A 19,361-nucleotide genomic window follows, 5' to 3' on the forward strand; every position below is an offset into this window, starting at 1 on the left:
CAGAAACCAGAAGAGATGGTTTTGAATTACGCCTGTTTTAAAGCCTGATCGATATCCGCCAAGATATCGTCGATATGTTCAAGTCCCACAGAAAGGCGAACGTAGTCTGGGGTCACCCCAGTGGCCTTCTGCTCTTCCGCAGACAGCTGGGAGTGGGTGGTCGTGGCCGGGTGAATGGCCAAGGTTTTGGCGTCCCCCACATTGGCCAAATGACTGATCAGTTTTAACCGATCAATAAATTTCCGGCCCGCCTCCAAGCCCCCCTTAATGCCAAACCCCAAAATAGCGCCGGCACCTTTGGGCAGATATTTTTTAACCCGAACCTGCTCAGGGCTGTCCGCCAACCCCGGGTAATTCACCCAGTTGACCTTTGGATGCTTCTTCATGAAAGTGGCCACGGCCAGCGCGTTTTCCGCGTGGCGCGGCATACGCAGGTGGAGCGTCTCAAATCCTTGAAGGAGAAGGAACGCGTTAAACGGGGACAGGGCCATCCCGAGATCCCGGAGAAGTGTGACCCGCGCCTTGATGATGTAAGCAATGTTCCCCATGGGCTTTAGGGCTTCCACAAAATTAATCCCATGATAAGAGGGATCGGGGTCCGCCATCAGCGGAAATTTCCCGTTCGTCCAATCGAATTTTCCGGAGTCCACGATGAGTCCCCCAATCGATGTCCCGTGACCACCAATAAACTTCGTGGCGGAATACACGGTAATGTCCACCCCGTGATCAAAAGGACGCAGGAGGTAGGGCGAAACGGTGTTGTCCAAAATGAAGGGGATTCCCGCCTCATGAGCAATGGCGGATATCCCGGCTAAATCCGCCACGTCCAGTTTCGGGTTGCCAATGGATTCCGCGTAGATGGCTTTGGTTTTCGGTGTGATGGCTTTTTTGATGCTGTCCAAATCGCCCGATTTTGCGAATTTCACCGTCACGCCAAATTTCGGGAACGTGTAATGGAACAGGTTATAGGTGCCCCCATACAGGTTGTCGGCCGAAACAATTTCGTCTCCCGATTGAGCGATGTTTAAGAGGGCCAGAGAAATTGCCGATTGCCCACTCGACACCCCGAGCGCGCCCACGCCCCCGTCCAACGCCGCGATACGTTTTTCCAACACGTCGGTGGTGGGGTTCATGAGCCGCGTGTAAATGTTCCCGAACTCTTTAAGACCAAACAGGTTGGCCGCGTGTTCGGTGTTCTTAAACTGATAGCTGGTGGTTTGGTAGATGGGAACCGCGCGGGCCCCTGTGGTGGGATCAGACTCTTGTCCCCCATGCAGCGCTAATGTTTCAGGTTTCAATTGGTGATCAAACTGTGTCATCGTTGAACTCCATTGGGGCGGGAAAAAAAGAAACCCGCGCCGTAAGTTGCGGTGCGGGCCATCAGAAAATCGTGAGGGACTCGGACCGTTTTAGCACCCTGTTTGACCCATCCCCCTCTCTGAACTGAAAGGGAAGACAGCACCGCGCAAAACGCCACACGATGTTACCTCTCGGTAAAAGCCGGCCGGGGCAAGTTGGAAATTAAAGCCTCGCCGTTACACCGATCGTACCATAGCATAACCCGCCCTGTCAAATTCAAGAAGGGTGTAACGCAAAACACTTTGGGGGAAAGGACCGCGAATAAGAGAGCATCCTTTTATTCGTTTAAATTCCGAGGGAGTCCAGGGGGGAATTTCTTAGGGGTGGGAGGTTTCGTTTCTGGGCCAAACCGAAACGTGAGAGAAAATTGATGGCTGAGCCCCAAATCTCCTAAAGTGACGAGAGCGTAATCCACATCAAATAAAGCATGGCCAAATCCGATCCCCCCGCTGAACCCACTTAGGGAATCCATTCCTTTGGCCCGGGTGTTGTAGCCCCCTCTCAAGAACACATCCAGAGATCCATCCAACGGGACATGGTATTCTCCCCCTAGAGCGGAATAGATATCCCCCGCTATTGGGAAAACAATATCCGCCGCGAAATTCCACTGGGCGTTGGCCTCAAACCGGACGCCCGCTCGACCTTGCGTGGGAAGAGATTCCGATTTCGATTTGTATTTAATCTCCGGACCCAGATTTGAGACCACGGCGGCCAAACGCACCGTTTGATCCATAAGTGGGGGGGAAAGAATTCCGGCATCGCCGGCAAAGGTGGACGCGGTGTCCGAGAGTGAGGAACGGATGTATTTTCCCCCCACACCCAAAAACGTGCCGCCAAATTCGCCCGCGTATCCGAAAGACAGGGCCGCGTCGTTGGGGGAAAAGTTTCCTGTGGTGTTGCCTTCCGTATCAATACGTTCGAGACGGCCCTGAGAAAGGAATTGAGCGCCGACACCAAAAGCCCCCGTGCGACCGACCCGCCGCCCCACTCCAACAAAATCAAAAAAACTTGACCCCACATAGGAAGAGTGAAACATCGAGACGGTTGGACGAATCAATCGGCGAAGCGCGGCAGGGTTCGATAGGACGGCAGTGGCATCGTCCACAACCGCCACCTGAGCTCCTCCCATCCCAGCGGAGCGAGCGCTTACATCTAAAGTCAAAAAAGGAAGAGCGGAGGATTTCCCTTCGCTCCATCCAGGAGAAACCCCATACCCCACTAAAAAAACACACCCAAGGATAACAGGTCGAAAGGGGAGGCCCCCTTTCATTTCGTTTTAATCCCGTCCCGGAGAGATCGATCGATTTTCGCCCCGATGTAATCCCCCCCCCGTCGTGCCCATTTTTCAAGGTTCTTTTTATCTTCGATTTTACCTTCCAAAACTTTGTATAGGATTTGCTGAACACTTGAGGCGATGCCCACATGGGGATCCCGAATAGACCCGTTCATGGGGACCACAAAGGAAAGATAGGGGATAGCCATCACATCTTTAAACCGTTTCACGGAAAGACCAAGGATTTCTTTCCGTGAAGAAGACACCTCCACTTTCAAATCCGTGATTTGAACCAAATGGCTTGCGGTGAGCCAATCGTCCTTGCACGTTAATGAGGTTTTCAAATCAACCCGACCATCCGTGACCCGGACATCCCCATTCCCTGTTAAAAACCGCGCCAAAGGATCGATGGGCCAATTTTTAAGGGAACATTCCCCGTTCAGGTTGACCCCTGGGCGCACCCGGTCCATCTCCAAACTTACCGAAACCGCACCAGGTAATTCGGATTCGTTTATCCCGTCCACCTTGAGTTGATAGGCCCCCCCTATCCCCTCGGCCCGCCCCTGTTGGGTCAGGCGGGCCTCCACCTGACGAAGCCCCCAGGAACCGTTCGAATCACGGTTCACCAACCGAACTTGCCCATGGGTGATGGAGATTTCAGAAATGGGGAGCCGATGGACCCACACCGGGAACCGCTGAGAAAAATCAGTTAATCCACTCGCGACCCCCTTGAACGAAAAAGAAAATTCCACCAAGGGATTTTCAAAGTGGAGCGAGCGAACCACCCCACGTCCGGCGAGGAGTTCACGAAAAGGGATGTCCACTTTTATTTCAGGAACAGACAACGAGAGCCGTTCTCCTTTCAACCGCAGGTCCGTGAGGCGAAGACGGCCGCGCCACACGTCCACGCGAACCGTTTCAAAAGTGGCCTCCGGTCGATCAAAAACATAGGTCCGGAGGTAACCCTCAAGACCTGACGAAACCACGCCATTTAAAAACCACAGAAAAACGCCCAGCACTCCCGCGGAGAAACCCACCCCCAACAGGAGGCCCACCAGCAACCCGACCCGTGTTCCCCCTCGATTCGAACGCGCGCGAATCATACCCGTTACGCGGCCGGAGGCGTTTGAAGGGCGCGCATGTAGTGCGCTCGCTCAAAAGCGGATGGGTCAGGGCAGTTGGTTTGCGAAAGGCTTCCCCGCAGTTGTTTCACGGATTCATACTCATTTTTCTCCATCCACTCCCGGATTTCCTTTTCGATCAGAGAAAGGTGTTTGATGCCGTGGCGGTAAAGAGACGAAGCGATCATGGTCACGCTGGCCCCCACCATGAGCATTTTCAAAGCGTCCCGTCCGGTGTGAATACCGCTTGTCGCGGCGAAATCTGTTTTAATTCGGCTGTGGAGGATCCCAATCCACGTGAGAGGAAGACGGGCGGCCTGGGGCGTACTCCAGAGAACTTTCGGCCGGATATCCAGGTTTTCCAAATCCACGTCGGGCTGATAGAACCGGTTGAACAGGACGAGACCATCGGCCCCCGCTTCCACAAACCGTTTGGCCATGTTGGCCATATTGGAATAAAAAGGACTGCACTTCACCGCCAAAGGAATATTGACGGCCTTCCGAACGGTTCGGACAACCTCAATGGCGCTTTCCTCCACCTGGACCCCCGAAGCGTCTGGATCCGTCGGGATAACATAGATGTTTAATTCCAAAGCGTCGGCGCCCGCTTCTTGTATTTTCTGGGCGTGGTCAATCCATCCCCCCGTGGAACTCCCGTTTAAACTCGCGATGACCGGAATGGAAAGGGCTTTCTTGCTTTTCACAATATGTTCCAAATATTCTTCCGGGCCCAACAACGCCGACTCGGAAGCCGGGAAATAGGTCAGGGCTTCGGCAAAACTTTCTGTTCCTTGGGTGGTCCGTTCAATAAGCTCTTCTTTGTCCCGACGCAACTGTTCTTCAAATAACGAATGGAGAACAACCGCGGAAGCACCGGCGTCTTCTAATTTTTTTAAATTGTCCAGATCGTCGGCCAAGGTGGAGGCCGAAGGAACAAGGGGAGATCGAAGTTTCATCCCCAAATAATCAGTCGATAAGTCCACGGGCATGACAGGGGCTCCTTTAATTCGTTGGGGGTGGTGTAACGGGAACCCCGCTAGGGGTCACCGCTGGGCCGTTGGATACAGGCCGCGACGCCATGTGCTGATAAAGCGCCCAACGGGATTCCGCGTCTTCCTGAGAACGACCCCAGAGATCCCGCGCGTGTTCGGGCGCTGTTTTCGTGAGCATTTTAAAGCGATTCTCCCGCATATAAAACTCTTCCATTTTCATGGCGGCGGGCCGGGAATCGATCACCAAGGGGTTTTGGCCCTCAGTGATTCGACGCGGGTCGTGCCGATAGAGAAGCCATTGGCCGCTCCCGACAGCTGCTTTTTGGCTGTCCAGCGCCTTGGTCATATTGATCCCGTGAGCAATACAATGACTGTAGGCAATGATCAACGAAGGCCCATCAAACGACTCCGCTTCAAGGAAGGCCCGGAGCGTCTGTTCGTCCCGCGCCCCCATGGCCACTTCCGCCACATAAATGTTGCGGTAACTCATGGCCATCAAACCTAAATCTTTTTTCGCCGAAGATTTCCCCCCTGTGGCAAACTTGGCCACCGCAGACCGCGGGGTCGCCTTGGACACCTGTCCTCCCGTGTTGGAATAGACACCTGTGTCCAACACGAGGATGTTGACATCCATCCCGCTGGCAAACACATGATCCAACCCCCCAAACCCGATGTCGTAAGCCCAGCCATCCCCCCCCACGATCCACACACTTCGCCGAACCAGGACATCCGCCAAGTCCATCAATCGGGCCACTTCATTCCCCGGCACATTTTTTAATTTCTCTTTGAGAATTTTGACCCGCTCCCTCTGTTCATAAATCCCGGCTTCATCCCGTTGTTTTCCTTCCAACAAACCCATCACCAACTCATCCCCCAAGTGGGAGGAGAGGCGTTTCACCAAATCCCGGGCCATTTCCATTTGCTGATTCACCGAAAGGCGGAACCCCAGGCCGAATTCGGCGTTATCTTCAAAAAGCGAATTGGACCAGGCGGGACCGCGCCCCTCCTTGTTGGTTGCCCAGGGGGTGGTGGGCAAATTACCCCCATAAATGGAGGAACATCCCGTGGCGTTGGCGATCAACGCGCGGTCGCCCCATATCTGGGAAAGAAGTTTGAGGTAAGGCGTTTCCCCGCAACCGGAACAAGCTCCCGAAAATTCAAACAGTGGGGTTTGTATTTGCACTTGATTGATCCGTCCCATCTTCAGTTTCCGTCGATCGTATTCCGGAAGGGTGAGGAAAAAATCCCAGTTCTCTTTCTCCGTCGCGCGGAGGGGAGGTTGGGGTTGCATGTTAATGGCTTTCAGTTTGGCTTCCGACTTGTTGCGCGCGGGACAAATTTCAACACAAAGGGTACAGCCCGTACAGTCCTCAGGAGCGACCTGGAGAACAAATTTCTGACCTTTCCAATCGCGCTCAATGGCGTCACGGCTTTTGAACGTCGAAGGAGCGCTGGCGATCAACTCGGGTTCGACCACTTTCGAACGGATCACACTGTGAGGACAGATCATCACGCACTTGTTGCATTGAATACAGGTGTTCGTATCCCACACAGGGATTTCCAAAGCCAAATTACGTTTTTCATAGGCCGCTGTCCCGAGAGGGAATGTCCCATCGATCGACATGGCACTGACCGGCAAAGAATTCCCTTCGTTTCGGATCATGGTGCCGATAATATCCCGAACATAAGCTGGCGCGCCCTCCGCCACGGGAGGAGGCAATTCTTTCACGCTCGTCACTTGGGAGGGAATTTTCACTTCAAACATATGTTCCAACGCCATGTCCACGGACCGTAAATTCATTTCAACGATATCATCGCCCTTCTTGCCGTAGGCTTTTTCAATGGAATCCTTAATCTCAGCTATGGCCCTCTCCCGAGGAAGAACATCGGAAATAGCAAAAAAACAAGACTGCATAACCGTGTTGATCAAACCGCGCAACCCAGCCTCTTTGGCCACGGCGTAGGCGTCGATTACAAAAAAACGAAGTTTCTTGGAAATGAATTTTTCCTGAAAAATCCGAGGGAGTTCGTCCCAAATCTTATCCGGCCCAAAAGCGGTGTTGAGCAATACCGTTCCGCCTGTTTTCATTTGGTCCAAGAGGTCAAACCGTTCCAGAAACACCGGCTGGTGGATGCCCAAAAAATCCGCTTCAGAAATAAGATACGGCGCGTGAATCGGCTCCGGACCGAAACGCAAGTGAGAAATTGTAATGGACCCCGCCTTCTTCGAATCGTAAACAAAGTAGCCCTGGGCATACCCCTCGGTGTTTTCCCCGATAATTTTAATGGAGTTCTTGTTGGCGCTCACGGTCCCATCCGAACCCAGCCCATAGAACAGCGCACGCACGCCTTTGGGCGGTTCCGCTGAAAAATGCGGGTCCCACGGAAGACTGGTGTGCCCCACATCGTCATGAATTCCAATGGTGAAATGGCTTTTGGGTTTTGCGGCGGAGAGGTTATCGAAAACAGCTTTGGCCATCCCGGGGGTAAAATCTTTGGACGAGAGTCCGTAACGTCCTCCCACAATGACCGGGGCCCCAATGAAAGGAGAAGTCCCTGCCCCCAACGATTCAAACACGGTGCTGACCACATCCGTAAAAAGCGGTTCCCCAGCGGACCCGGGTTCCTTCGTTCGGTCCAACACGGCCATGCGTTTCACTGTTTTGGGCAGGGCCTTTAAGAACGCCGCCCCATCCAACGGCCGATACAGACGAACTTTCAGAACCCCCACTTTTTCACCTGAAGCGTTCAATACCTTAGCCGTTTCTTGGGCAGTCTCCGCCCCAGAACCCATTAGGACGATGACACGCTCGGCGTCCGGTGCCCCCACATAGTCAAACAAGCGATAGTGTCGGCCCGTCAGCTTTGCAAACCGATCCATGATCGACTGCGTGATTCCCGGACAGGCATCGTAGAAGGGATTGACGGTCTCTCGCCCTTGAAAATAAACATCCGGGTTCTGGGCGGATCCCCGCATCACGGGTTTTTCTGGCGTGAGCCCCCGGGCGCGATGGGCGTGAATATCGGCGTCATCAATCAGGGCCCGAAGAGTCTCATCCTCCAGATACGTGACTTTCTGGACTTCGTGCGATGTGCGAAATCCATCAAAAAAATGAAGGAACGGAATGCGCGATTTAAGTGTCGCGGCTTGAGAAATGGCGGCGAAGTCCATGGCCTCTTGAACAGACGAGGAACACAAGAGGGCCCACCCGGTCTGGCGAGTGGCCATAACGTCTTGGTGGTCACCAAAAATAGAAAGCGCTTGAGCCGCAAGGGACCGGGCGGCCACATGAAAAACCGCTGGGGTCAGTTCCCCGGCGATTTTGTACATGTTCGGAACCATCAGGAGTAGACCCTGGCTTGCCGTGAAGGTGGTGGACAGAGATCCCGTTTGCAGGGCCCCGTGAACCGCACCCGCAACCCCCGCTTCACTCTGCATTTGGTAGACGTAAGGAACGTCTCCCCAAATATTTTTCTTCATCTCATACATCCACGCGTCGGACCATTCCGCCATCGTGGAGGAAGGGGTGATGGGATAGATCGCAATAACTTCGTTGGTGCGGAACGCCACAGACGCAACGGCTTCGCCGCCATCAATTGTTTTAAATCGCGCTTGGGACATAGAAAACCTCGGGAGATGGAATCTCGTTCGTGCAACGTCGAATCCCGTGCATTAAAGAAAGGGGCAACGAACGGAAAAGAAACCACTTACTTTCCCGACGATCATATGAAAAGTGAAGAGGATTGACATCCCCCCACGCCAAAAAAATGCTAAAAAAAAACATGCCCGAAACAGACCTCTCCCCCATAGTACCTCTCCAGGCCACCTGGGTTAAGCTCCATTACGAGATGAAGGCGATAGTCCCAGGGACAGAGCTCTTGACACGTCTTTGGTCTGGGTCAGTGGAAAACGCGGTTCTTGTTCGAGGTCACCGTGGCGAAGTTTTTGTCAAACTCCGAAGCGCTCAGCGCCTCTCCTACGGAAAACCGGCGGGAGTGGAATTGAAATTGAAAGTGGTCTCCTACAAGAGGAGCGAAGGAGAGGATTAGGGTTACGTTTTCATTCGGAAATGATTGGAATTCATCACATTAAAATAGGTAAGCTCTGAGTCATTGTTTTCTTTCATTAGAGCCCGCTGTCCTTCTGAAAAGGGAGTGACTGGGGCCTTCCATAACGGATAAAGGTGTTCTTCTTCCAAACGAACCCGTTTTTCAAGCAACGCAAACACGCGCTGCGTGTCTTCCGCAAACAGTGGAAAACTCCCATGAATGGCCTTGTCGGATTTCCAGGCTTCCCGATAGTTTCCAAAGGCTCTCCGCAAATGACCCATTTCAACATAAAAGCGCTCGGCGGTGGTTCGAACTTTTTCGTCCGTTGAGATTAGAGCAGCGGGATAAAACTCCCGGTCCTCCACCGATAAATGAAGCCCCAGAGAGGCGGCAAGAACATCCAATCTTTGCCCAATATCCGCCGCCAGAGTCTTCGTGGAAACCAATCCCAGGAGTGCTCGAATATCCTGAATTTGATCCAACATTTCCGTGTGTTGTTGCGACAACTCTTTTATCTCCACGGATTTATTCCCCCCCACACGAACTGATCTCATAGGTATTATCGGATTTTTATCAAATTTCTTTATACAAACAGACGATTTGCGGCTATAATGCCCCTACCGCTATGAACTCTCCTGGAATTTCCCTTTGTTAAAAAATGCGATTTACCTGATCAGCGAAACTCGCCCGGGAAATCTGGTTAATTCCCGGGCTGAAGTGTGCTTCGTTGGACGTTCAAATGTGGGCAAAAGCACCCTGTTAAACGCGCTCTGCGGAAAGGGGATCGCACGCGTTTCATCCACACCGGGACGGACCCGGATGATCAACGTTTTTTCTGTTGGTGAGGACCGATGGCTGGTGGACTTACCGGGCTATGGGTATGCCGAAGTTCCTAAAGGGGAACGGAGAAATTGGGGGGCCATGGTGGAAGGGTACCTTGTCGAACGACCGAACCTGCGCATGGTGTTTACACTCATTGACGCGAAAGTCGGCCCTACCCCCCTGGACGTCCAAATGCATGAGTGGCTCGTTTCTAAGGGACTACCGTGGCGCGTCGTGGCGACAAAGATCGACCAAGTCAAAAAATCCATCGCTGGAAACCAACGGCGTCTTGTGGCAAAAACATTTGGCCTTCTACCAGAAGGCATCGCCTGGGTCAGCGCGGCCAAAGGACTAGGGATTAAAGAACTCAAGGCCGAAGTGACCGGCCTCCTCCTTAAACCTTCGGTTTAGGAAGTTCTTCCTTGGGTGGGACCGGGGTTTGAATGGACCCTAAATAGCCGGGAAGGTCCACCCCCGCCATGGCCGCAACCTCGTGCAACGGGGGAAGCGTTCGGACCAACCCGCTCATGAAGTTTGCAGTGGACGATCCCTTCTCCCCCCCCGAATCCCAAACGGTAATTTTGTCGATCTTAATGTTCTTAATCACTTCGGTCTGCAATCGGACAATATCTTCCAATTTTTCCACCAAAAGCAACGTGGCCGCGTCTTTCGGACTGTTTTGAGCGCTTCCCACCAAAGCCTTATACCCATCCGCCTTCGACATCAAAACCTTCTGAATACCGGTGGCCTCGGCGGTCTTCACCGAAACGATGGCGTCGGCTTCTCCCCGAGCGGTGCGCCGGTTTTTCTCGGCAGCGGCTTCCGCATCAATTTCGACCTTACGTTTTTCAATTTCTCGAGGAACCACCTCTTCCGCTTCCAAACGACGGGTTTCGGCCAGCGCTTTGGCTTTTTGAATTTCAGCCATTGAATTTTGTTTTGCCACCTCCCCGCGTCGGCTCGCGTCGGCTTCTTTTTCAGCCAGATCCGCGTTCACTGTAGCGATATTGGCTTTGGCGGTATTTTCCCCCTCCACAGCCTTCGCGTTAAAAGACGCCACCTGAATCCGTCGTTCCCGCTGGGCGTCGGCTTCACCAATGGCGCCTTTCTTTTCTTGTTCAGCCACATCAATTTTGGCTTGATTGACTGCGGTGGAAGCGGCCTTTTTCCCAATGCTTTCAATGTAACCCGATTCGTCCGTAATATCCGTAATGTTAACGTTGATCAAGGTCAACCCGATTTTGCCCAGCTCCATGTCAATGTTTTTTCGAACCGCTTCCATAAAACGTTCCCGGTCTTGGTTGATTTGTTCAATGGTTAAAGACGCTACGGTCAAACGGAGTTGTCCAAAAATAATTTCCTGCGCCATGGTTTCAATTTCTTGACGCTCCATATTCAATAGGCGGACAGCGGCGTTGGTCATGGATTCCGGGGTCGTGTCAATGGCGACGGTGAAAGTACTGGGCACGTTCACCCGGATGTTCTGCATCGAAAGAGCGTTCTTCAAAGGAATATTGATGGTCATCGGGGTTAAGGTCAGGTAGGTGTAATCCTGAATAAGCGGCCAGACCAAGGCCCCGCCCCCATGAATACAACGCACCGAACGTCCCACACCCACTTTTCCGTAAACCGCCAAGATCATATTGGAGGGGCAACGACGATAACGGCTCGCCAAAAAGAGCATGGTGATAAAGAGGAAGGAGGCCAAGAGGGCTCCCCCGACAACAGCAAAATTTATTTCAAGTGTTTGAAGAAGATACATATCATCCTCCTACGGCAATTTTTTAACGGACACGGTCGATCCATCCACCACCCGAACCACGGTCACATTCACGAAAGAATCCAGATCCACGCGATCTTCAGAAACCGCGGACACAAAGCGTGTGCTGTTGTTGAGAACCAACCGCACCTGTCCACGCCCTTCGGACGGGATCCGCGTATAAACAGAGCCGGTCAGTCCAATCGTTTTCTGAACAGAGAACACATCCCCCGAACTGTTGAGGCGCCCCATTAGTTTAAAGAGGGATGCCGTGATAAACATGGCCACCACACCCGCGGCCAAGGAAATAAAAAAAGACGCTGTGGTGCCGAGACCGAATTGCTTTTCACACGACAGTCCCGCCCATCCAAAAGTCATAAAGAACCCCGTGAGCGATTGCAGGGACACAAGTTTGAACGCCATGTCTGTAGCGTCCAAGGTTTGAGAATGGGTCGCCCCTTCCGACCCATGACTCACCTCTCCCACTCCACCGCCATCCCCTACGTGATCCAAACCATCGGACTCTCCCCCAAAACCTCCAACCACCATGGCGGCCATGCGAAAGAGGAAAAAGAATGTGCCCGCCAAAGCAAAAATCCAATAAATCAATTCCGCTCCACGCAATGATCCCATGGCTCCCCTCCTCTGACCGAATTACCGTTTTCCCACCCCATCGATGGAAGAAAATATAGCACAAGATCCCCGAAGGCGCCATGTTTTCTAAAAGTGTCGTCATATGGATTTTACACAGGCGCAACAAGTTCCATACCTCAACCCTTTATAATGAATCCAAAAAAGAAACCCGAGAGAAACGATTATGACTCAATTCATCCCATGGACCCTAGGCCGGACCACCTTAGCGGGGGCGATTCTGTTCACACAAGTTTTCTTTGCCCACCAAGTGGAAGCTCATTTTTGGGCCCAACGAGCCGATGCGGCTCGCCGCCTACGCGGGGAATCCTCGGCTCCATCCGAACAAATGGGATGGCTCACGGAAATGACAACGTCCCTCTCAGGGATAGGAACAGTCACGATGGGAAGGACAGGATCCGGATCGGTCCTTTCCAAAAACTCCTTTCCACCCCCCCTCCGGGACGAAGTGGCGGACCTCGTGACCGCCCTCTTGCCTCATGCCACACTTCGGTCCTATAGAGACGCGGGCCCGGGGACTCCTTTCGTCATCCACCTTCAGGACGTCCACGGGCACTTGGATGCCCAACGGAATATTACAAACCTTCTATCGGAAATTGTGACCCGTCGCCCCGGAACACCGATTGCTCTTGAAGGAGGGGCGGGCCCCATCGCCCTTCCTTCCTTGAACACAGTTTCGGTCCCTGCCATCCGACGGACGGCGGCGTTCTTTTTCAATACGGGGATCATCAGCGGAGCGGAAGTCGCTGCCCTGACCGCTCCGGTGGGAACTCCCCTCCATGGGGCAGAGAATCCAGAGCTCTACCTGGCCAACGTAGAGGCGGTACAGAAAGCGGCCCTCCTCCACCAAAAGATGACAGAACGGCTCTCAGCCTGGAGAACCCAAGTGGAAACTAAAGCGGATCAAACGCTGACCCCAGAACTTCGAGCCTTTAACGACAAAACCCGCCGGTGGGCTTCCGGAACGGAAGGGCTCAGCGACCGTGCCCACTTCCTCTGGACCCGGGCGAACTCCAGAGAACACCCTGAACTCAAGAAATTCATGGAAGCCGCGCGAACTGAAGAAAAAATAAATTTGATCGCGGTCCAGCAGGATCGACGGGCTCTCTTAACCAACTTGGAAGAACGAATGGCGAGCTCAGCGGTCTCGGATCTCGCCCACGCGGCGTTGGCCTTCCGAAGTGGGCACCTCCGCCCCGGTGACTTCTACCGAACCCTTCGAAACGCCATACACCGGAGTGGTTTGACACTGAACCCTTATCCTCATTTTGAGGCCTATGTGCGTTACGTCATTCTGGCCGATAGTATTCAGCCCGAAATACTTCAAGAGGAAATGGAAAGACTGGAATCCTCGCTCTGGAACCGATTGGCCAAAACACCGGAAGAGCACCGCCAGGTCGCTCTGATTCGAGACCTCCGTCTGATGGAGGGGTTGGCCACTCTGACCTTGACTCCCCAAGACTGGACCCATTACCTCGAACGCTCCGCGGAGCTACACCAACTTCCCCATCGAATGAACGAACCGTCCATGAACCATCCCACCTGGATACAGGAACTCACTCCTTTTGAACAGTTTTACACATGTGCCGAAGCACGAAATTCAGCCCTGGCCAAGAACGTGAGCGCCCTCTTTACGCGAACCTCTCAAAACCGACCCTTGGTGGTCCTGGTGGCGGGCGGGTTTCACTCCGCCGGATTGGCTCCCATTTTCGCAGCTCAGGGTATTTCCGTCCTCACCCTATCGCCCAAATTAAGCGAAGCCGGTCACGGAACACCTTTTGATCTTTTCACCCGCGAGCGAACTCCCTTGGAACGTCTTTTCGAATCCCCTCGTATCACCCTGTCCCAAACTTTGGCTCTCCAACCCATTGGAGATTCATTACAGACCCGAACCCAATTGATCAAGGAATTGGGCCCACGCCTGGGTCCCCTTTTGGAAAAAGAGGCGGGGGATAGGGGCTCGAGAGTGCACATTTCCGAAGGGGACCCCGTCCTGTTGACCACCGATTCTGACGGACTGACCACCGATTCAATCCGTCAAATCGTTGCTGGAGGGAGTCTTTTAGCCGCCAAGGTGCCCACCTCCCTTCAATCCGGAACCACGGTGGACACCCGGGCAAACGACCCCTCTGTGTATGTCTATACCAAAAGGATCAATGCCGGAAGAGAGTTTTTACGGAGGGCAACTCTTCTCTTCGTTCAAATGAAGTCCCATATCATTCGAGCATTAGGCGTTTCTCTGTTATCCGTGTTGCTCCTCCCCTTAACACCAAGTCTTTCGGCCCAAGCGGCCACTTTTTCACAGATGGGGGATCGTATCGAAGTCATGGTTCACAAGGGAGAACATTTGTGGGGAGTGGCCCAAAAAATATTAGACGCTCAAGGGGTCCGCGTTACCCTTCAGGCCACGGCCAAAGCAGTTCAGGACCTAGCCCGTGCCAATGCCGAACAAATACCAAATCCCGATCTCATTTACCCGGGAGTTTCGTATACCGTTCCTTCCCAACTTTTGAATGCGAACACCAGACGAACACTCACCGAAAGGGACAGCCCTGGCGCGACAGAAAAAAAGCCTCGAGCGGAGGATCCACCCGAGGAAATCGGACGAATTGTCCCTCAAGGGATGACACCAGATCCCGGCCCCCCGGATTCCCAGCCCGAACCACCACGATCCCTCTCACCCGAAAGAGTTCCTGAAATTCCCCCGCAATCAAGTCCGTCAGCCCCCACGGCACCCGGATTCGACATCAGTTATTTCTTACTGATCGCAGGGGCCTACGTTTTGCGAGCAACGCGAATCACGCATTCTGCCTTGGGATACAATGCCATGAAAGATCGGGCCCATCGATTTCTTTCCTTAACAACCCGGCAGAAAAATGCCTCGCGTCGATTTCTTTCACGGATTCTCCCTCACCACCTGAATCTTCAGCTCGTGGGGACACTCGGGATCATCACCCTTCTCATTTATTCTTTCCCCACCCTGATCGTGGCCAACGGAGATGCCCTCGGGATTGACCTGGCCAAGCAATGGCCGGTCGAACTTGTCCTGACCACGGGGGTGGGCATGGCCATCTATTTTATTTGGTGGCGACCGAAAGAGGTGGATTTGAGTCTGGTGGAAAAAACCGATCCCCGCCTCATGGAATGGATCTCTGGAATAGAGGAAATGAAAACCGTCGATGACCTGGATCGTTTGGAATCGGATTTTCTCCTTCCCTTATTGAACAATCTCCACGCACTCATCCTCAACCATCAAATCACAAGTGCCTCGGTCACCGATCGCGGAACAGTTGAAAAACAAATTGATATCTACCGCTCGATCGCCCGCTTGTCACGGGACACGGTCTTCGCTCTGGACCAACGGTTAGACACTCTCCCCCCGTCCACCGGTGGCTCGCGAGAACGTATCACAGATATCCGGGAGAAAATCTTCTTGTACCAACTTTACGCCCTCAAGGTTTCCCACATTCTCGTTAACGCCAGCGTCGCCCATTGGGCCTTCTCCCATTTTGATAAAAAAACGTCCTGGTTTGAGCGTTGGGGCGTGGGAGGGCTCCTCCGCACCGTTCGCGGGGTTCGGAGAATGATTGACATTTCCGTCCACGAGTTTAATCGTCAAACCCTTCAAGACAACACCATCGACGGGGATTCTATTTGGGCCAACGCCTCCGGCCTTTCGGTGGCCAGTCTCGGAAACGTATTGGTTCCGGGACTCTATTCAGAAGAGAAAAAAGCCAGCCTTTCTTCTGTTTTCTCCGTTTTGGTGGAAAAGGCAAAGACAAAAATTCTCCCGGATATCACCGGGAAGGACTTGCACAGGAAAGGGATATCAACGCTCCTCGGTCTGTTGGTATGGACCGCCGCCATTTCAATGACATTCACCATTGGACATGCCACGTTGGCCTTTTTAACAGGATTGGGTTTGAACATGGCCCTTTTTCGTCTCCAAGCAGCGGGAACCCGGCGTGATGCATTTTATCGAAAGGGGCTTGCCGAATGGCACCAATGGAACAAAGATCATCCCCATTCCAACGGGCGAATACGAAAGGATGAATCGGGCAAGGCTGAGGATCCGTTTCATTTAAACCGCGACTCCATTCGCTCCAATTTCCAGAAAGCGGAGGAGGCCCTGCTCAGGGAAATTCTTCCCGATGGGGTCCCTTCCGCAGACCTCATCCTCCTGGTCGCCAAAAATGAGTCCGAGCGGGCTTACTACGAAGAGAGGCAGAAGGACACTCAAATTTTTCGACCTGACGTCCCGGTGATCATCCTCTCCATCCCTGAGGGGCGGGGTTCCTTGATGGCCTACGCCACGGCCGCACTCTACCCCTATTCCGATGACTTTACGCAATTAGTAAATCGTTACCCCCACCTCAAAGACAAGGCCCCGTGGGAACTTCGCATGGGTACAATGGTTTCAAAATCTCCCGAAACGGAGGACATGAGACAACTTCTCCGCAACGTCCCCGGACTTTCAAAACATCTTTCCGCCGAAACAGTGGCCAACAGAACGGTCTTTGACCTGGGCATTATGAACATTTACCGGGCCACCCAAGCCCGTGCCTCCCGCGGGTTGGGAGGGATGGCGCTGCGCTGGTCGGACCGAGCCTATATTGGACCTGTTCGAACCGCCGAAGGGGATGGAATTACTCTCGACACATTTTGGGCCAACAAGAGAGAAATGGCCCGTTATCATTTCGGTGCTGTCGTTGGAACCCCGGGCAAACCCATCAAATTGATCCGCTTGAATGGGATAGAAAACACCTTGCGCGTTTTGAGCTATAAACACCCGGGACGAGTTTATGATTCCACTAACCTGGAATTGGACCAAAACCAGGGTTTTTCGGGCGAAGGATTTTACGCTTTGGATGAAGCGGGCAGTTTAGCCCAAAAAAAATTCCTCGCGAGTGTATTGAAACGCTATGGAAAGCTAAAAACGAAACCCTCGTTAAGCCTTGTGACCAATTACCTGATCCCAGCTCAAATCGCCCAACGCCACCGGGGAACACCAGGAACAATCCCCCAAAAAATCGTCACTTTTTTTGCCCAAAATGGTTTTTTGAGTAGAGCCTCCTCCACGGATTTAGAACGGTTTAATTTAAAAAACGCGAGGCGGTCCACGGCCTTTGCTAACGGGCATGGAACGATTCGCTTGAACGCCAATCCTGTTGAAGGTTATTTTTATGGGGGGGCTTCCTTTCCGGTCAATCCCCAAGAAAATGGGTTTTACCCACGAGCATCCGTTCCCGGCCCCGGAGCCCCAGTTCAAGCGGTCAATATATTTCATGCCATGGGAGTGGCCTGGGCCTTCCTGGGTTCCGCCCTGCATCTCTTGGGCACAGGACGAGGGATCTTCACCGCCTTTTCGGTTCCCATTCTAGCGGTGTGGTTGTTCCTGTCACCGGTCGGATTGATGGCCTCACGGGTGTCCCAGTCCGGGCGAGCTGGAGCCTCATCTCTTTTGAGGAGTCGCCGAGATCCGAAATTTATAACGAACGAAGCTTGGTCTCGGCCAGAAACGGATTTGAATGAGATCACGGCGGCCATGGAAGCGCTGAAAAAGAACCCCGATCCACGGGCAGATCGAAGCCGCCGCGCCTTAGCCCGGCTCGGGTTGACTCTCATCGCCACAGCCCCTCTTCAAAACAATTTATTGGATGGTCTTGATGTCAACAAAACGCGCCGAATCATGCAACGAACAGCCCCAGGCGCCTGGGCGGAAGATTTCAAAGAAGAGGGCCAGCCCGGAGCGGCAGGAATGATCCGCCGCATATCCCTGCGGTCCCTGGCCCATCAAATCGCTGAAATTCAGCGGGGGACTTCCCCGGGGAACCAGAGTCATGCCGCCCAAAGGCAAAGCGCCTTTTTGGCTGGGTTGGCTGACCTCGATCGGGAATCATTGGAAGATTTAAGTGCTTTCTTGAAATTGTTATCCATCGAAAAACAAGAGGAACCCCTAACGAACGCCGAGTGGGATGCTGCCGTCAGCCGTGGGGAAACTCAACGCAAAACTCTTAGGGAATGGATCCAACCCACACCAACGACCGAAACACCAGAATCGACTTTCACTGCACTGCGTGTCACGGAATTAATCCCTGGCGCTTCGGGGACCACCGCGCAAAGGAACACTCTTCTCACGGAACTCCGACAACGAGTTTCCAGTCACCGGACTGGTCAGGATGTCCTGGTGATCAACGGAAGTGCCACCCAAGGACGCAACGAGAAAGTCCTCCGTGAATCACTTGGGGAAAAAGTGAAGGACCCGGCTTTGCTCGACTACCTGACCACCGTTCAAATCGTGGTCATTCCCGAAAATCGGTTTGCTCCTGAACATGTGCGGACCCAACTCCCCAAAGAGTTTTCCCGCCTCTCCATGGATCTCTTGACCGTTCACCCCGCCGCCGTGCTTGTTGATCCCCTCCAGACCGGGGGCTCGGATCGGGTGCTCCTCTTGGAACTCTGGGGGGGGATACTCCACCACGTTGATTTAATCAACGTCGCTCGCCAAGCCATGGAGACAGCTCGAGTCCTCTCCAGCGCCGCATAGGAACCCGATAAATTAACGACCTACCCCATTCCTAAAAAGAGTTCCCCCGTTTTCGTGTGGGCGCTAATGACCCGATTTTTCATCGTGGATGTTCTTTAAAAATTCGCCACGTGTCGAACCTGGACATAAGGTCTTTGGGATGAAAACATAAACCACGCGTTCAAGTCTATACGGCCCACCGGGATTCCGAACTTCCGGAAAACTGGCCAGTCAACGACCGCCAGTCCCGAGCGGTGAAACAATAAACGCTGGCATGCCTGGCCGATTCAGTCTCTTTTCCAAACGGTTTGAACAAAGACGATCTCCGCATGGAGACCTTCGGGAAACTCTGAGACTGGAGTTCCCTGTGCTAGCCAAGCCGCTACGATGAGAAATGAAATACCCAGCTCAAGAGGGAACACCATGGACCTTTTAATATGTTTGCGACCATGGGGCATTGGCCTTGTGATGGGACCGAGGCGGCGATTTCCTAAACTTAGTTGAAATTTGAACCACGGCTTCACGTTTGCTTTGATGAAGTTGTCGAAAAATCACAAAGCGAAACGGAGGAAGCCATGGCAAAGAATAAGATAGCGGAAATGAAGAAAGTGGGCAACAGAATGGAAGCTGGCCGGGAGGCGCGGTTGGCGGCGATCCAAGAACTGATTCCAATAGCACTGACAGCGGTGTCTGCTGAACTTCAAAGGGAAGTATCCGAATTGGCGGGCCCGCGGTATGGCCGAGGAGGAGAGGCGGATCGCTGGGGTTCCAACGGGGGATCCGTTTTCATTGGGGATCAGAAGGTCCG

At 53.2% G+C, this 19,361-nt stretch carries 12 protein-coding genes; 4 read left to right on the forward strand and 8 right to left on the reverse strand.

All coding sequences use genetic code 11. The features are described from left to right. Positions 1–26: 26 nt before the first annotated feature. The 5 genes from JNK54_00650 to nifJ form a co-directional block, all read right to left on the reverse strand. Entirely contained in the window at positions 27–1,319 is a 1,293-nt protein-coding gene (locus tag JNK54_00650; protein ID MBL8022778.1) for an O-acetylhomoserine aminocarboxypropyltransferase/cysteine synthase, read from the reverse strand. 317 nt (positions 1,320–1,636) lie between these two features. After that, complete coding sequence (locus JNK54_00655; protein MBL8022779.1) at positions 1,637–2,629, reverse strand: PorV/PorQ family protein; 993 nt, start codon at positions 2,627–2,629, stop codon at positions 1,637–1,639. Then, positions 2,626–3,735: a hypothetical protein gene (locus JNK54_00660; protein ID MBL8022780.1), complete on the reverse strand. Its 1,110-nt coding sequence runs from the start codon at positions 3,733–3,735 to the stop codon at positions 2,626–2,628. Before JNK54_00660 ends, JNK54_00655 begins: the two co-directional genes overlap by 4 nt. A gap of 5 nt (positions 3,736–3,740) precedes the next feature. After that, positions 3,741–4,736, reverse strand: coding sequence for a dihydroorotate dehydrogenase-like protein (locus JNK54_00665; GenBank protein ID MBL8022781.1), 996 nt, complete (start codon positions 4,734–4,736; stop codon positions 3,741–3,743). A gap of 19 nt (positions 4,737–4,755) precedes the next feature. Further along, positions 4,756–8,367 carry a pyruvate:ferredoxin (flavodoxin) oxidoreductase gene (nifJ, locus tag JNK54_00670; GenBank protein MBL8022782.1) on the reverse strand — a complete coding sequence of 1,204 codons (3,612 nt, stop codon included), beginning with the start codon at positions 8,365–8,367 and terminating at the stop codon, positions 4,756–4,758. 146 nt (positions 8,368–8,513) lie between these two features. Between nifJ and JNK54_00675 the strand changes: the two genes are divergently transcribed. Further along, entirely contained in the window at positions 8,514–8,795 is a 282-nt protein-coding gene (locus tag JNK54_00675) for a hypothetical protein (protein MBL8022783.1), read from the forward strand. Positions 8,796–8,797: 2 nt separating this feature from the next. Here the strand turns inward: JNK54_00675 and JNK54_00680 are convergent, their stop codons facing one another. Next, on the reverse strand, positions 8,798–9,349 hold the full coding sequence (locus JNK54_00680) for a hemerythrin domain-containing protein (protein ID MBL8022784.1): 552 nt from the start codon (positions 9,347–9,349) through the stop codon (positions 8,798–8,800). A gap of 94 nt (positions 9,350–9,443) precedes the next feature. On the opposite strand from JNK54_00680, the gene ysxC reads away from it, so the two are divergent. Continuing rightward, on the forward strand, positions 9,444–10,028 hold the full coding sequence (ysxC, locus tag JNK54_00685; protein ID MBL8022785.1) for a ribosome biogenesis GTP-binding protein YsxC: 585 nt from the start codon (positions 9,444–9,446) through the stop codon (positions 10,026–10,028). Here ysxC and JNK54_00690 read toward each other — a convergent pair. Together JNK54_00690 and JNK54_00695 are read right to left on the reverse strand one after the other, a co-directional pair. Beyond that, the gene (locus tag JNK54_00690; GenBank protein MBL8022786.1) at positions 10,012–11,379 is read right to left on the reverse strand and encodes a flotillin family protein; all 1,368 of its coding nucleotides are present in this window, start codon (positions 11,377–11,379) and stop codon (positions 10,012–10,014) included. The genes ysxC and JNK54_00690 overlap by 17 nt on opposite strands. Positions 11,380–11,388: 9 nt before the next feature. Then, the gene (locus tag JNK54_00695; GenBank protein ID MBL8022787.1) at positions 11,389–12,009 is read right to left on the reverse strand and encodes a hypothetical protein; all 621 of its coding nucleotides are present in this window, start codon (positions 12,007–12,009) and stop codon (positions 11,389–11,391) included. 184 nt (positions 12,010–12,193) lie between these two features. Here JNK54_00695 and JNK54_00700 point away from each other — a divergent pair, with 184 nt between their 5' ends. Beyond that, positions 12,194–18,574 carry a hypothetical protein gene (locus tag JNK54_00700; protein MBL8022788.1) on the forward strand — a complete coding sequence of 2,127 codons (6,381 nt, stop codon included), beginning with the start codon at positions 12,194–12,196 and terminating at the stop codon, positions 18,572–18,574. A 554-nt stretch (positions 18,575–19,128) separates the two neighbouring features. After that, a partial coding sequence (locus JNK54_00705; GenBank protein MBL8022789.1) for a hypothetical protein occupies positions 19,129–19,361 on the forward strand: 233 nt, incomplete at its 3' end.

This window comes from Elusimicrobiota bacterium, assembly GCA_016788905.1.
Taxonomy (GTDB): Bacteria; Elusimicrobiota; Elusimicrobia; order FEN-1173; family FEN-1173; genus JADKHR01.

What these genes read in the sequence shown, in the direction of transcription:
- JNK54_00675 (MBL8022783.1), top strand. Translation starts at nt 8,514, where the DNA reads ATGCTAAAAAAAAACATGCCCGAAACAGACCTCTCCCCCATAGTACCT.
- JNK54_00690 (MBL8022786.1), bottom strand. Translation starts at nt 11,379, where the DNA reads ATGTATCTTCTTCAAACACTTGAAATAAATTTTGCTGTTGTCGGGGGA.
- JNK54_00680 (MBL8022784.1), bottom strand. Translation starts at nt 9,349, where the DNA reads ATGAGATCAGTTCGTGTGGGGGGGAATAAATCCGTGGAGATAAAAGAG.
- JNK54_00700 (MBL8022788.1), top strand. Translation starts at nt 12,194, where the DNA reads ATGACTCAATTCATCCCATGGACCCTAGGCCGGACCACCTTAGCGGGG.
- JNK54_00660 (MBL8022780.1), bottom strand. Translation starts at nt 3,735, where the DNA reads ATGATTCGCGCGCGTTCGAATCGAGGGGGAACACGGGTCGGGTTGCTG.
- nifJ (MBL8022782.1), bottom strand. Translation starts at nt 8,367, where the DNA reads ATGTCCCAAGCGCGATTTAAAACAATTGATGGCGGCGAAGCCGTTGCG.
- JNK54_00655 (MBL8022779.1), bottom strand. Translation starts at nt 2,629, where the DNA reads ATGAAAGGGGGCCTCCCCTTTCGACCTGTTATCCTTGGGTGTGTTTTT.
- JNK54_00650 (MBL8022778.1), bottom strand. Translation starts at nt 1,319, where the DNA reads ATGACACAGTTTGATCACCAATTGAAACCTGAAACATTAGCGCTGCAT.
- JNK54_00695 (MBL8022787.1), bottom strand. Translation starts at nt 12,009, where the DNA reads ATGGGATCATTGCGTGGAGCGGAATTGATTTATTGGATTTTTGCTTTG.